The organism is Staphylococcus sp. FSL W8-1207 (assembly GCF_038003745.1).
Taxonomy (GTDB): domain Bacteria; phylum Bacillota; class Bacilli; order Staphylococcales; family Staphylococcaceae; genus Staphylococcus; species Staphylococcus equorum.
Map to the genome: position 1 here is coordinate 726,121 of NZ_JBBOPU010000001.1, position 14,165 is coordinate 740,285.

Annotated in this window: 13 protein-coding genes; 9 read left to right on the forward strand and 4 right to left on the reverse strand. The window is 33.3% G+C overall.

The features are described 5' to 3' along the window. Nucleotides 1-6 precede the first annotated feature (6 nt). From ribE to ribH, 3 genes are read left to right on the forward strand one after another with little or no spacing between them, the layout of a single operon-like run. Nucleotides 7-639: a riboflavin synthase gene (ribE, locus tag NSR03_RS03770; protein ID WP_002507290.1), complete on the forward strand. Its 633-nt coding sequence runs from the start codon at nucleotides 7-9 to the stop codon at nucleotides 637-639. Between the two features lie 10 nt (nucleotides 640-649). After that, nucleotides 650-1,831 (forward strand): bifunctional 3,4-dihydroxy-2-butanone-4-phosphate synthase/GTP cyclohydrolase II, encoded by a 1,182-nt coding sequence (locus tag NSR03_RS03775; RefSeq protein ID WP_069820862.1) that lies wholly within the window; start codon nucleotides 650-652, stop codon nucleotides 1,829-1,831. 12 nt (nucleotides 1,832-1,843) lie between these two features. Further along, nucleotides 1,844-2,302 carry a 6,7-dimethyl-8-ribityllumazine synthase gene (ribH, locus tag NSR03_RS03780; protein ID WP_069820861.1) on the forward strand — a complete coding sequence of 153 codons (459 nt, stop codon included), beginning with the start codon at nucleotides 1,844-1,846 and terminating at the stop codon, nucleotides 2,300-2,302. 113 nt (nucleotides 2,303-2,415) lie between these two features. Here the strand turns inward: ribH and NSR03_RS03785 are convergent, their stop codons facing one another. Next, the gene (locus NSR03_RS03785) at nucleotides 2,416-3,417 is read right to left on the reverse strand and encodes a proline dehydrogenase family protein (RefSeq protein ID WP_002507293.1); all 1,002 of its coding nucleotides are present in this window, start codon (nucleotides 3,415-3,417) and stop codon (nucleotides 2,416-2,418) included. Nucleotides 3,418-3,681: 264 nt separating this feature from the next. Between NSR03_RS03785 and NSR03_RS03790 the strand changes: the two genes are divergently transcribed. From NSR03_RS03790 to NSR03_RS03800, 3 genes are all read left to right on the forward strand, one after another. Beyond that, nucleotides 3,682-4,506: an alpha/beta fold hydrolase gene (locus NSR03_RS03790; RefSeq protein WP_002507294.1), complete on the forward strand. Its 825-nt coding sequence runs from the start codon at nucleotides 3,682-3,684 to the stop codon at nucleotides 4,504-4,506. Between the two features lie 250 nt (nucleotides 4,507-4,756). Then, the gene (locus NSR03_RS03795) at nucleotides 4,757-5,713 is read left to right on the forward strand and encodes an L-lactate dehydrogenase (RefSeq protein WP_340719179.1); all 957 of its coding nucleotides are present in this window, start codon (nucleotides 4,757-4,759) and stop codon (nucleotides 5,711-5,713) included. Nucleotides 5,714-5,862: 149 nt separating this feature from the next. After that, complete coding sequence (locus NSR03_RS03800; protein ID WP_021339039.1) at nucleotides 5,863-6,264, forward strand: transcriptional regulator, SarA/Rot family; 402 nt, start codon at nucleotides 5,863-5,865, stop codon at nucleotides 6,262-6,264. 305 nt (nucleotides 6,265-6,569) lie between these two features. Here NSR03_RS03800 and NSR03_RS03805 read toward each other — a convergent pair whose 3' ends face one another. Continuing rightward, nucleotides 6,570-7,130, reverse strand: coding sequence for a tRNA (mnm(5)s(2)U34)-methyltransferase (locus tag NSR03_RS03805; protein ID WP_069818608.1), 561 nt, complete (start codon nucleotides 7,128-7,130; stop codon nucleotides 6,570-6,572). After that, nucleotides 7,127-8,080 carry a TIGR01212 family radical SAM protein gene (locus NSR03_RS03810; RefSeq protein ID WP_002507298.1) on the reverse strand — a complete coding sequence of 318 codons (954 nt, stop codon included), beginning with the start codon at nucleotides 8,078-8,080 and terminating at the stop codon, nucleotides 7,127-7,129. Before NSR03_RS03810 ends, NSR03_RS03805 begins: the two co-directional genes overlap by 4 nt. A gap of 110 nt (nucleotides 8,081-8,190) precedes the next feature. Here NSR03_RS03810 and NSR03_RS03815 point away from each other — a divergent pair, with 110 nt between their 5' ends. From NSR03_RS03815 to NSR03_RS03825, 3 genes are all read left to right on the forward strand, one after another. Further along, nucleotides 8,191-9,360 (forward strand): MDR family MFS transporter, encoded by a 1,170-nt coding sequence (locus tag NSR03_RS03815; RefSeq protein WP_069820859.1) that lies wholly within the window; start codon nucleotides 8,191-8,193, stop codon nucleotides 9,358-9,360. A 397-nt stretch (nucleotides 9,361-9,757) separates the two neighbouring features. Then, a complete protein-coding gene (gene leuS / locus NSR03_RS03820; RefSeq protein WP_069801612.1) occupies nucleotides 9,758-12,172 on the forward strand; it encodes a leucine--tRNA ligase in 2,415 nt (804 codons plus the stop codon). 18 nt (nucleotides 12,173-12,190) lie between these two features. After that, complete coding sequence (locus NSR03_RS03825) at nucleotides 12,191-12,502, forward strand: rhodanese-like domain-containing protein (RefSeq protein ID WP_002507301.1); 312 nt, start codon at nucleotides 12,191-12,193, stop codon at nucleotides 12,500-12,502. Between the two features lie 286 nt (nucleotides 12,503-12,788). On the opposite strand, the gene NSR03_RS03830 is transcribed toward NSR03_RS03825, so the two are convergent. Then, nucleotides 12,789-14,048, reverse strand: a complete 1,260-nt coding sequence (locus NSR03_RS03830; protein WP_002507302.1) for a BaiN/RdsA family NAD(P)/FAD-dependent oxidoreductase — start codon at nucleotides 14,046-14,048, stop codon at nucleotides 12,789-12,791. Between the last annotated feature and the right edge of the window lie 117 nt (nucleotides 14,049-14,165).

Below are 14,165 nucleotides of genomic sequence, written 5' to 3' on the forward strand. Positions count from 1 at the left end.
ATAACCATGTTTACCGGTATTGTTGAAGAAATAGGCACGATTAAAAAAATAACGACACAACAATCTGTAGTTAACTTAACAATTGATTGCGAGACCATCTTATCAGACATGCATATAGGAGATTCTATAAGTGTGAATGGCGCATGTTTAACTGTTGTTGATTTTAATAAGCATTCGTTCTCTGTACAAGTAATTAAAGGTACAGAAAATAAGACTTATCTAAATCATTTAAACCAATCTACAGAAGTGAATTTAGAAAGAGCGATGAGTGGTCAAGGTCGTTTTGGAGGTCACTTTGTGCTAGGACATGTAGATGAAGTAGCTAAGATTACACGTATACAAGCATCAGATAATTCTAAAATTGTAACAATTAAGCCTACTACTACGCTTATTAAACAAATGGTGCCACAAGGGTCCATAACTGTAGATGGCGTAAGCTTAACTATTTTTCAATTAAAAGATGCTGAATTCGATATCCATCTCATTCCTGAAACGCGAAGATCGACTATTTTAAATCAAAAACGTGTAGGTGATCCGGTCCATATTGAAACTGATATGTTATTCAAATATGTAGAGAGAATTGTCAGTAATAATGAATCAGGATTAAATACCGAAAAACTTAGAGCATTTGGATTTTAGGAGGGGTAGTATGAAATTAGATAGTATAGAGACAGCACTTATAGAACTGAAAAAAGGTAAAAGTATTGTTGTCGTTGATGATGAAAACAGAGAGAACGAAGGCGATTTAGTAGCTGTGACAGAATGGATGCAAGACAATACCGTTAATTTCATGGCGAAATATGGTAGAGGACTCATTTGTGCGCCAATTAGCAAAGGTATAGCTGGAAAGTTAGAACTCAATCCAATGGTGAGTGATAACTCTGATATCTATGGTACGCAATTTACTGTGAGTGTCGATCATATTAATACGACGACAGGTATCAGTGCTGGAGAAAGAACAATGACAGCAAAAGCGTTAATAGAGGAAAATGCAACAGCTAGTGATTTTAATAAACCAGGCCACTTATTCCCCTTAATTGCACAAGATGATGGTGTGTTAGAAAGACGTGGCCATACAGAAGCATCTGTAGATTTAGCTAAACTAACTGGCGCAAAACCAGCAGCATTAATTTGTGAAATTATGAATGAAGATGGTTCTATGGCTAAAGGTAAAGAATTAGAAGCCTTTAAGGAGAAGCATGAGCTTGTAATGATTTCTATTGAAGATTTAGAAACATATAGAAAATCATTAACATCTAAGTTAGAAGCAAAAGCAAAAGTGAAGTTGCCTACTAAACAAGGTAAGTTTGATATGTATGGTTTTACTTCTCAGACGAATGAAGAAGAACTTGTGGCTATTGTAAGTGGAGACATAAAGAAAACAGAAAATGTGCGTATTCATTCTTCTTGTCTGACAGGCGATATTTTTCATAGTCAAAGATGTGATTGTGGTGAACAACTTGAAGCTTCAATGAAATATATAAGTGAGCATGGTGGCATTATTTTATATTTACCTCAAGAAGGTAGAGGTATCGGTTTAATTAATAAGTTAAAAGCATATGAACTTATTGAACAAGGTTATGATACTGTCACAGCTAATATTGCTTTAGGTTTCGACGAAGATTTGAGAGATTATAAAGACGCCGCGAGAATTTTAAAATATTTTGGCATTGAAAGCGTGAATTTGTTAAGTAATAATCCCAAAAAATTTGAAAGTCTAGAAACTTATGGTGTGAATATTAATAAAAGAATTGATCTTGTAGTTCCAACAAATAAATTTAATCAAGATTATATGGATACGAAAAAAGAAAAAATGGGTCATTTAATATAGGAGGTCAATAGGATGAATTTTGAAGGTAAATTAATAGGTTCCGATTTAAAAGTAGCAATTGTTGTAAGTAGGTTTAATGATTTTATTACAAACCGTTTATTAGATGGTGCAAAAGATACTTTAGTACGACACGAAGTACCAAAAGAAAATATTGATGTGGCATATGTACCAGGCGCATTTGAAATTCCATTAGTAGCTAAGAAATTAGCTCAAAAAGGTGAATATGATGCAGTGATTACGTTAGGTTGTGTAATAAGAGGATCTACTTCTCATTATGATTATGTGTGTAATGAAGTGGCGAAAGGTGTTTCTAAGGCAAATGATGTTGCTGATATACCAGTTATCTTCGGTGTTGTAACAACTGAAAATATTGAACAAGCAGTAGAACGTGCAGGTACAAAAGCAGGGAATAAAGGTGCAGACGCAGCAATTAGTGCAATAGAAATGGCTAATTTATTAAAAGAAATATAATAGAATAAGATTGAAACGTCAACGTTTATATAACTGGATATAGGCGTTTCTACTAAAATAAAAAGAATTGGACAATAACGATTTCGTTAAGTCCAATTCTTTTTTGTTCACTATTATTTTTTGAAAAGGCGATATACTAAGGCACTAGCTGCCCCAAAGGCTGCAACTATACCTGTAACAACGCCCGCTTTTTTCATTACTTCGGGTTTCATTAATTCTTTAAACATTAAATTTAAATTTTGAGGTCGTTCAGCTAGTCGCCTCATAAAGTAACTAAACCAATCATCCCCATATGGTACATAAATACAGAAATTGTTACCTTCCCCAGCTATTTTCTCCGCTAAATCAGTACGGAAACCATACAACATTTGAAATTCATACTGATTTTTTTCGATATTATTATCTTTGATAAATTGTTTTATATGTGTAATAACTTTATCATCATGAGTTGCAATTGACGTTACATTTTTAGCGTTTAATAATCTTTTTTCAATTAAACGTATGTAATTTTCGTCAATGTCTTCTTTAGTTTGATAAGCTATTGTATCACTTTCTTTATATGCGCCTTTAACCATGCGCAATCGTAATTCTGGATATTTTTCTACAAGTGTATCAGCTTCATATAAATAACCTTGAATTACGGTACCTACATTTTTGAATTCACCTTTTAAACGATCTAACACTTGCGTGATGTCAAATAAACTATCATACTTTTCAGTATCGATATTAATATGCATATTATTAAACTCATTCGCTTTTAATAATATTTCACGTAGATTGCGATAAGCAAGATCCAAATCAAATTCAGAGCCTAACTGGCTTAATTTAATAGACATGTGACCATCTAAGCTATTATTATAAATAGCGTACATCACTTCTAATATTTGATCTTTTGATTGAATTGCTTCACCTTCAGTTACAACAAATTCTCCAAGGCAATCTACAGTAACTGTAATTCCCTTGCTGTTTAGACGTTCAATTGTGTTTAATAAGGCTTCGATTGTATTGCCAGCAACCACTTTATTAGCGCCGAGCATTGGACCGATTTCCTTAGCAGTCTTATTTAAAAAAGGGTTGTTAGATAACCCGATAAAAAAATTTTTCACAATTGGCATATTAATTCCTCCCATTCTGCTTACAGCTGATCTTTCAATATAAGTGTAGCATGAATCTAAAGGGAATGAAATCGTTTGCAATAGAATATATTACACTTTATTTTATTAAATACACTTATAGCAAAGTGTTGATTATAAGATGCTTTTTATTTTTAAAACAAATTGAGTTTTTCACGTCCATGGCTATCTTTAAAATGGAAAAAGTACATCATATTTTGATACAATAAATATAATGAAATTTAACGAGAAGGGGAAGTATGTATTATGTGGAAATGGGAAACCGAAAAGGAAGCTAAAGGTGTCGTTGTAATTGCACATAACATGCTTGAACATACGGGAAGATACGCATATGTAATTACGATGCTTCGCCGAAATGGATATCATGTTATTATGGGCGATTTACCTGGCCAAGGGCAAACGTCACGTTCTAACAAAGGTCAAATTGACAGTTTTGATGTATATCATGAGCATATTTTAGAGTGGATTAGAATAGCGAATGAGTATAAAATACCTACTTACGTGTTAGGTGTCGGTTTAGGTGGTTTAATTACACTTAATTTACTTGAAAAAGTAGAAGTACCAATTGAAGGTTTGATGCTTTTATCTCCACTTTTAGAATTTAAAAAGAGTAATAAATCTCGTAAAGACAAAATAATTTCAAATATAGGTAAAGTAGCTAAAGACACAAGATTTAAAGTGGGAATCACGGTTGAAGACTTAACACGAAACGAAGAAGTAATTGAAGAAACAAAAAATGACCAGTTGATGTTGCAGAAAGTAACTTATCACTGGTATAAACAAATCATAGAAATTATGAAAGAAACAGTAACACATTTAACTGATATTAAACCGTTACCACTACTGTTAATGTATGGTCTAGAAGATCAAGTTGCAGATACATCAACAATGGAATTAATTAAAGACAAAGTGAAAACGGATGAATTATATTTCAAAGCATGGGAAGGACTTTATCATGAGGTACATAATGAACCCGAAAGAGATGAAGTAATGAGATATATATTGGCATTTTTAAATAATAGTGCAAGCAATAACGGCTTTATTGTACATGATGAACATGAAGTATCTTAATTAAAAGCATCACCACACTAAAATAGAGTAAGAAAAGCGTCAGATAACATTTTATGGTATCTGACGCTTTTCTTATAAAATATCATTTAGAATAAAGAGCTTGTACTTCGCTATAATGAATGTTATTGAAATAATTTTGTGAAATAAATCATAATTTTATTGAAAAACTCATAGAATACTGTTATATTTATATTGTGAAATAAATCACAAATAATAACTTAACGATTGAATACGTGAGGAGCGTCATATAATGAAACAAGTTAAAAATAATAAAGTAGTTTTAATAGGTGATGGGGCAGTAGGCTCAAGTTATGCTTTTGCGTTAGTAGCTCAAGGTGTTGCAGATGAATTAGTAATTATTGATTTAGACGAAGAAAAAGTTAAGGGCGACGTCATGGATTTAAATCACGGTGCGCCATATGGTGATTCACCAGTGAAAATCAAAGCAGGTACATATAATGAATGTACAAATGCAGATTTAGTCGTCATTACTGCTGGTGCAGCTCAAAAACCAGGTGAAACACGCTTAGATCTTATTGAAAAAAACACCAAAATTTTTAAAGGAATTGTTTCTGAAGTTATGAAATCTGGATTCGATGGTATTTTATTGATTGCTACAAATCCAGTAGATGTCTTAACATATGTGACATACAAAGTATCAGGTTTACCAAAAGAAAAAGTGATAGGTTCTGGAACAATTTTAGATACAGCACGTTTTAAATATGAGTTAGCTGAAGAATTTAGCGTTTCATCAGGAAGCGTGCATGGTCAAATTATCGGTGAACATGGTGATTCAGAATTGGCGGTATGGTCTCAAGCTAATATTGCTGGTCAATCTTTATATCAACTTTTAAAAGATGATCCTGAAAAGCAACACAGAGTTGAAGAGATTTTTACAAACACGCGTGATGCAGCTTACGATATAATACAAGCAAAAGGTGCGACGTATTATGGGATTGCAATGGGGTTACTACACATTACTAAAGCAATTTTAAATAATCAAAATGTTGTATTAACAGTTTCTAGTTATTTAGAGGGTGAATACAACCAAGAAGAAGTCTATATTGGTGTACCAACACAAGTAAATAAAGAAGGTGCTGTAAAAGTTTTTGAAATGCCTCTAGACAGCCATGAGCGCAAATTATTCGAAAAATCAGCCACTATTTTGAAAGAAATGCAAAATAAAATAACTCATATAATTGCATAATTCATAGTTTAAATTTAAACTGTATATAAGATTAATTTTATTAAAAATTCTAATGTTAATTCAGTGAAGAATTTATTTACTAAGAATGATGTTTTTTGATAAATTAATTTTACATGTTTAACTTTATACTATGATTGGGGGATTATTCTATGGGGAAGACATTTACTGATAATGTTGATGGTGTTTTAAGATTAGAAATGGTGTTGAATGACATCGAAGATATCTTTAACAAAGTTCAAAAGCAGTACAAGATGTCGAAAGAAGAAATTTTGATTCTTTTAACGCTTTGGAAAGAAGGATCGATGACTTTAAAGGAAATGGATGATTTTGTGCACATTAAATCTTATAAGCGTACAAGAACTTATAATGATTTAGTGGAAAAAGCGTGGATCATTAAAGAAAGACCACAAAATGACGAACGTACAGTTATCATTCATTTCAATGAAGATTTAAAAGCGCAACGGGAAAGCCTTTTAAATTTCTTCAAAGAAGAAATTGAATCAAAATCAACTAGCATTCAAACTAGTCTTAAATCTATCATTAACTTATAGGGAATAAGCAAAGCCTCGGTAGTCAAATACCGAGGCTTTTGTTTGTCTTTTTTATTTTATTATAAATAAGGTTTGTGCATACTTTCTTCAGGACTAGCTTTAGCTTATAGTCTTTAGCTCAATCCTTCCACACAGGAGTCGTGCTAAATCATTGATAGTAATTAAAAATCTCAAACAAACTAAACGTAAATAATACAAGTTTGGTTTGTTTGAGATTTAAAATAGTTATTTTATCTTCGAATAAATTGTTAATAACCGTGGTTGCGTTAAGAAAGTATACCTTGAAATCATGAGGTATTCACAGTCTAAATTTTTTCAAGTGCACAGATAAACGGCGGGTTATTCTGTTGATTAATAAATTGATATTGCAATACATGTGCTTTAGTTTGGTCAAACTGTGATAAATAATCAATTAAAGCATCACGTTCTAACTTGCCTTCATCATGACCATGATAAATCACTAATATAATGACGCCTTCTGGAGCCAATATATCAAAAATTGCGTTGATAGCTGATAATGTACTTTCAGGTTGGGTAACAATCGATTTATCACCTTTAGGTAAATATCCTAAATTGAAAATGGCAGCATCCACTTTACCAACTTCAATATCTGGAATATGCTGTTTTACATGTGCATGGCTATCTTGAATCAACGTTACATTGTGATAACCTTCAGTTTTTAGTTTTGTATTGCTAATAGCTTCTATTTGGATATCCATTGCATATACTTTACCGTGAGGCACTTGTTGCGCAAGAAAAAGTGTGTCATTGCCATTACCACAAGTAGCATCTATGACAATGCTTTCTGATGTAATATGTTGTTGAAGCAACATTTTCGCAAATGGTAAAATACGTTCTAATTTCATGATTTTATCTTACTTTCAAAATGTTTTCCTTGATATGATTCTCTGTGACCAAGTTCATTATCGATTTCGTTCAGTACTTCCCATTTATTTACGCTCCACATTGGACCTACCATTAAATCAATCGGACCATCACCAGTAATTCTATGAACAATCATTTCTTTTGGAATAATTTCTAATTGGTCACAAACTAATTTAGTATATTCATCCTGTGACATAAATTCTAACATGCCTTTATCATACTGTTTCACCATTGGTGTGCCTTTAAGTAAATGTAGTAAATGGATTTTAATACCTTGGACATCCATTTGAGCGACTTCTTTAGCCGTCTCCATCATCATTGTATAGTCTTCGCCTGGCAAACCATTAATAATATGTGTACAAATATTAATGTTATGTTTCCGTAATTTGGCGATACCTTCATAATATGTTTGCATATCATGCGCGCGATTGATTAAATCTGATGTTTCTTGGTGAACTGTTTGTAAACCAAGTTCTACCCATAAATATGTACGCTCGTTTAACTCTGCCAAATACTCAACCACATCATCAGGTAAACAATCAGGTCGTGTACCTATTGAAAGGCCAACAACACCAGGTTCCTTCAAAGCAGTTTCATATTTTTCACGTAATTCTTCGACAGGTGCATGCGTATTTGTAAATGCTTGGAAGTAAGCAATGTATTGACCGTCACTCCATTTTTCGTGCATTCTATCTTTAATTTGTTGAAATTGTACATCGATTGGATCCACACGATTACCTGCAAAATCTCCGCTACCTGCAGCTGAACAGAAAGTACATCCTCCATGTGCTACAGTACCGTCTCTATTAGGACAATCAAAGCCACCGTCAATTGCTACTTTGAAAATCTTTTGTCCGAATTTATTTTTTAAGTGATAATTCCAAGTGTGATATCTTTTATTCTCGAATGCGTAAGGGAAAAATTGTCCCATAAAACATTTTCCTTTCTGAATTCATTCTAGTTAAAGATTTTAACATATTTTAATGATATAGTGTTTAGTGTAAAATTAGAAATTTTAAAAATAGAGAGGAGCTTACTGTTATGAAAATGCCTAAATCAGTGTGGTGGTTAGTTATTGGGATGGCATTAAATATCACTGGCTCAAGTTTTTTATGGCCCTTAAATACAATTTATATGAATGAACAATTAGATAAAAGTCTTACAATGGCTGGTTTTGTCCTAATGATCAATTCGTTTGGTATGGTTATTGGTAATTTATTAGGTGGTAATTTATTTGATAAATTAGGTGGCTACCCAACGATTATGATAGGTACAGTTATATGTTTAATCAGTACAACGCTATTAAATTTCTTCCATGGGTGGCCTTGGTATGCGGTTTGGCTCGTAGCATTAGGTTTTGGCGGGGGTATGATTATTCCAGCTGTTTATGCACTCGCAGGCGCTGCATGGCCTCAAGGTGGCCGCCAAACATTTAACGCAATCTATTTAGCGCAAAATTTAGGCGTCGCTATAGGAGCAGCATCCGGAGGTTTTGTGGCAGAGTTGAGTTTCAATTACATATTTATAGCAAACTTATTAATGTATGTAGCATTTGCAGTTGTAGCAATCACACAATTTAATATTAAACTTGATGTGAAAGTAAAATCGAATGATACGATGTCCTTATTATCTAAACAAAACAGAGTTCAATTTATTGCGCTATCACTTTTATGTGTGATGTTTAGTATTTGTTGGATTGCATACATTCAATGGGAGAGTACGATTGCTTCTTTCACTCAAGAAATTAATATGTCAATGAGCCAATACAGTTTGTTATGGACTGTTAATGGTATTATGATTCTGGTTGCACAACCGCTAATTATGCCGGTAATCAGGTTACTAAAAGGTAATTTAAAATATCAAATGTTGGTAGGTATAGCGATTTTTATAATGTCGTTCTTAGTGACAAGTTTTGCTGAACAATTTTCAGTGTTCATGATAGGTATGATTATACTAACATTAGGTGAAATGTTTGTTTGGCCAGCCGTTCCAACAATTGCAAATCAATTAGCTCCAAAAGGAAAAGAAGGGGCGTTTCAAGGGTATGTTAACTCAGCAGCAACTGTAGGCAAGGCTTTTGGTCCGCTTATAGGCGGAGTTCTTGTAGATACATTTAATATGCAAGCGATGTTTTTAAGTATGATAGGTTTACTTGTTATCGCAGTGTTTTTCTTAATGATTTATGATAGGAAATTACCAAAAGATGTATAAATTTTACATGGAAAATAAAAATTATAATCATTTTCTCGAACAGGTGTAAGGTTGCTTGTTCGATTTTTTTATAAAAACTAATAAATCGCAACTTAGAAACTTTTAGTGTAGCTTTATTTCGCGTTTTCCACTTGAAATAAAACCTTTTTTCAAATATCATTAGTAATGTATAGGAGTAGTAACTTGAAAGCTTTTCTACAGAGAACTAGGAAAGGTGGAACCTAGTGTTAAGCATTGAGTGAACTTACCAGGACTTAAATGAATTTATAACATCTCTAACTATTAATTTAAATGAGCGCACATTTAATGTGAAACTGGGTGGTACCGCGGTAAAAGTCGTCCCTTTTGAAATCGATAATAGTTTGAGGTGTTTTTTTATTGAATAGGAGGAAAAGTAGTGAACTACAATCATAATGAAATTGAAAAGAAATGGCAGGATTATTGGGCAGAACATAAAACTTTTAAAACGAGCGATAATTTAGGTCAAAAAAAATTCTATGCGCTAGACATGTTTCCATACCCATCAGGTGCAGGACTTCATGTAGGCCATCCAGAGGGTTATACAGCTACAGATATTATTTCTCGTTATAAACGTATGCAAGGTTATAATGTGTTACATCCAATGGGGTGGGATGCATTTGGTCTTCCTGCAGAACAGTATGCCTTAGACACTGGTAATGATCCTCGTGAATTTACTAAAAAAAATATTGAGACGTTTAAACGTCAAATTAAAGAATTAGGTTTCAGTTATGATTGGGATAGAGAAGTGAATACTACAGACCCAGAATATTATAAATGGACGCAATGGATTTTTATTCAATTATATAATAAAGGACTCGCTTACGTTGATGAAGTTGCAGTAAACTGGTGTCCAGAACTTGGTACAGTACTTTCAAATGAAGAAGTTATTGACGGTGTGTCCGAACGTGGCGGTCACCCTGTGGTAAGAAAACCAATGAAACAATGGGTATTAAAAATTACTGAATATGCAGATCGTTTACTTGAAGATTTAGATGACTTAGATTGGCCTGAATCATTAAAAGACATGCAACGTAACTGGATTGGTCGTTCAGAAGGGGCTACTATCTCATTCGATGTAGAAGACAATGATGCCCAAATTGAAGTATTTACAACACGTGCAGATACTGTGTACGGTGCAACATTCTTAGTGTTAAGTCCTGAACATGAACTTGTAAATCAAATTACAACAGCAGATCAAGAAGTGGCTATCAAAGATTATCAGCAAGAAGCGGCTAAAAAGTCAGACTTAGAACGTACAGGTTTATCTAAAGAAAAATCCGGAGTATTCACTGGTGCATATGCAACGAATCCTTTATCTGGACAACAAGTTCCAATTTGGATTGCCGATTATGTACTTTCCACATACGGAACTGGTGCAGTTATGGCAGTACCAAGTGGAGACCAAAGAGACTATGAATTCGCACAAACATTTGATTTGCCAATTTTAGAAGTTATCGAAGGTGGCGATTTATCGCAAGAAGCCTATGATGGAGATGGACCACATGTTAATTCTGGCGAGTTGAACGGTTTATATAACGAAGAAGCGATTGCTAAAGCAATTGAATTGTTAGAACAAAAAGGTGCGGGTACTAGAAAAGTAAATTATAAATTACGAGACTGGTTATTTAGTCGTCAAAGATATTGGGGCGAACCAATACCTGTAATTCATTGGGAAGATGGTTCAATGACCACTGTTCCAGAAGAAGAATTGCCGTTACTTTTACCTGAAACGGATGAAATTAAGCCTTCAGGTACAGGCGAATCTCCATTAGCTAACATTGCTGATTTTGTTAATGTGGTTGATGAAGAAACTGGAATGAAAGGTCGTCGCGAAACAAATACTATGCCACAATGGGCAGGTAGCTGTTGGTATTATTTAAGATATATTGATCCAGATAATGATCAAATGCTTGCTGATCCAGAAAAATTAAAACACTGGCTACCGGTTGATTTATACATTGGTGGTGTAGAACACGCAGTACTTCACTTATTATATGCGAGATTCTGGCATAAAGTTTTATATGATTTAGGTGTAGTCCCTACGAAAGAACCATTCCAAAAATTATTTAACCAAGGCATGATACTCGGTGAAGGTAATGAAAAAATGAGTAAGTCAAAAGGTAATGTAATCAACCCAGATGATATCGTGAAATCACATGGTGCTGATACTTTACGTATGTATGAAATGTTTATGGGACCACTTGATGCAGCAATTGCATGGAGTGAAAATGGTTTAGACGGCTCAAGACGTTTCTTAGACAGAATCTGGCGCTTATTAGTTACTGATGATGGTTTGATTTCCGATAAAGTGGTAAATATTAATAATAAAGCTTTAGATAAAAGTTATCATCAAACAGTGAAAAAAGTTACTGAGGATTATAATACTTTGAATTTCAATACCGCGATAAGTCAACTTATGGTATTTATCAATGATTGTTATAAAACAGATGAAATTTACAAACCATATATTGAAGGATTCATTAAAATGTTGGCACCAATTGCACCACATATATCTGAAGAATTATGGACGCAACTTGGACATGAAGAAACAATCACTTATCAACCATGGCCTTCATATGATGAATCATTGCTCGTTGATGATGAAATCGAAATTGTTGTTCAAGTGAACGGTAAAGTACGTGCTAAGATTAATATTCCAAAAGACACTTCAAAAGAAGAAATGGAACAATTAGCACTTGATAATGATAATGTTAAAGCTGAAATTGAAGGTAAAGATATCAAGAAAGTCATTGCAGTACCAAAAAAATTAGTTAACATTGTAGCTAAATAATAGTAGGAGGAATTATTTATGGAATCTATTACAATTGATGAGTTGAAAGATAAGGTCCTAAATTCTGATCCAATTCATATCGTTGATGTTAGAACAGATGAAGAAACAGCTATGGGTGTAATACCAGGCGCAGAAAAAATACCAATGAATCAAGTTCCAGATAAATTAAATCATTTTAACAAAGATGAAACATATTATATCATTTGTAAAGTGGGCGGACGTAGTGCACAAGTTGTTCAATTCCTTGAACAAAACGATATACATGCAGTTAATGTTGAAGGCGGTATGGACGCGTGGGGCGACGAAGGTTTAGAAATCAATAGTATTTAAGTTGAAATAAAGCTTAAAATATTGAATTGAAAATGTTTGATTTAATAAATTCTAATTAGCTTTCTTTTTAGAGCGTTAATTGTAATTTTAAAGTGTCGACAAAGTCTCTGACTTTGTTGGCATTTTTTTGTGCAAGTATTCCACAAGCGCAGCGTCATCCTATAGTCTTCAGCTATGAACTTGTCAAAGGCAAATATTGTCTCGATGACAATATAAATCAAAAAAACAAACAAAATGCTATAAGAGCATTTTGTTTGTTTTGATTTGTGAAGATTATATTTAAGTATTAAAGATGAAATTCACCCGCGTTTGAGCCAGCAACATTACCAGTGACTAAAGCGCTTGTGATATTATATCCACCTGTGTAACCATGTATATCTAATACTTCACCGCACAAAAATAACCCTGGTACGTGTTTTGACATCATAGTTTTAGGGTGTATTTCTTTTAATGACACACCACCACCAGTTACAAAAGCTTTATCGATGGGCAACGTTCCGTTGACAGTAAAAGTAAAACCTTTAAATAATTCAACTAACTTATTAATTTGTGCATTTGAAATATGATGGGCAGTTAAGTCATCACTAATTTGTGCTTGTTCAATAATGAATAATAAATAACGTTCTTCGATTAACCCGTGCAAGCTATTTTTAATATATTTGTCAGGTGTATCTTTTAATATATTTCTAATTTGTGCTTCTAATTGAGCGACACTCAGATTTGGAAAAGCATCAAGTTGCATCTGTATCTCTTTTTGTTTTTGACTTTTTTGCTCTTTATATACAAATTGACTACATCTCAGTGCGGCAGGTCCACTTATACCAAAATGTGTGAATAACATATCCATTTGATGTGTGATACGTTGTTTGCCATTCTTTTTCAATACGGATAGTGCAACATCCTTTAAACTTAAACCTTTTAAACGCTTGTTCTTAATAAAAGGTTCAGAAGACGTAATAGGGACTTCGGTCGGAAATAATTCTGTAATCGTATGACCTAAATGTTTAGCAAATTTATAACCATCTCCAGTAGACCCCGTTTTGGGTACACTAGTACCACCAGTCGCAATAATGAGACTCTTACTTTCAAATTGTTGTTGCTCATTTAGTGTAACTTGAAACGTTTGTTGTGGTGTATATTCAATAGATTGGACAGTAGATTCTTCTTTAACGTTTACATTGTTTTGTTGTAACGTATGAATGAGGGCATCTACCACGTCTTGTGCTTTATTAGATACTGGAAACATACGACCATGATCTTCTTCTTTTAAACCTACACCTCTTGATTCGAAAAATTGAATGATGGATTCATTATCAAATACAGAGAAAGGACTGTATAAAAATTTTCCATTGCCAGGTATGTTTTTAATAATTTCATCATAAGGAAGGCGGTTAGTAACATTACAGCGGCCGCCACCAGAAATTTTTAGCTTGCGACCCAATCCTTTTTTCTTCTCAATTAATAAAACATTTTCGCTATTTTGACTTGCTGCAGCGGCAGCCATGAGTCCACTTGGCCCACCACCGATTATAATTGTTTGATACATTTTATTGCCTCCCTTAGCTATATAGTGTTATTTTATAGTAATATACTTTTGAAAAAAAGTAGTTATAACGTTATTATTAAAGTTATGAGTGTAAAAATTAATTTGAGATAGGAAGAT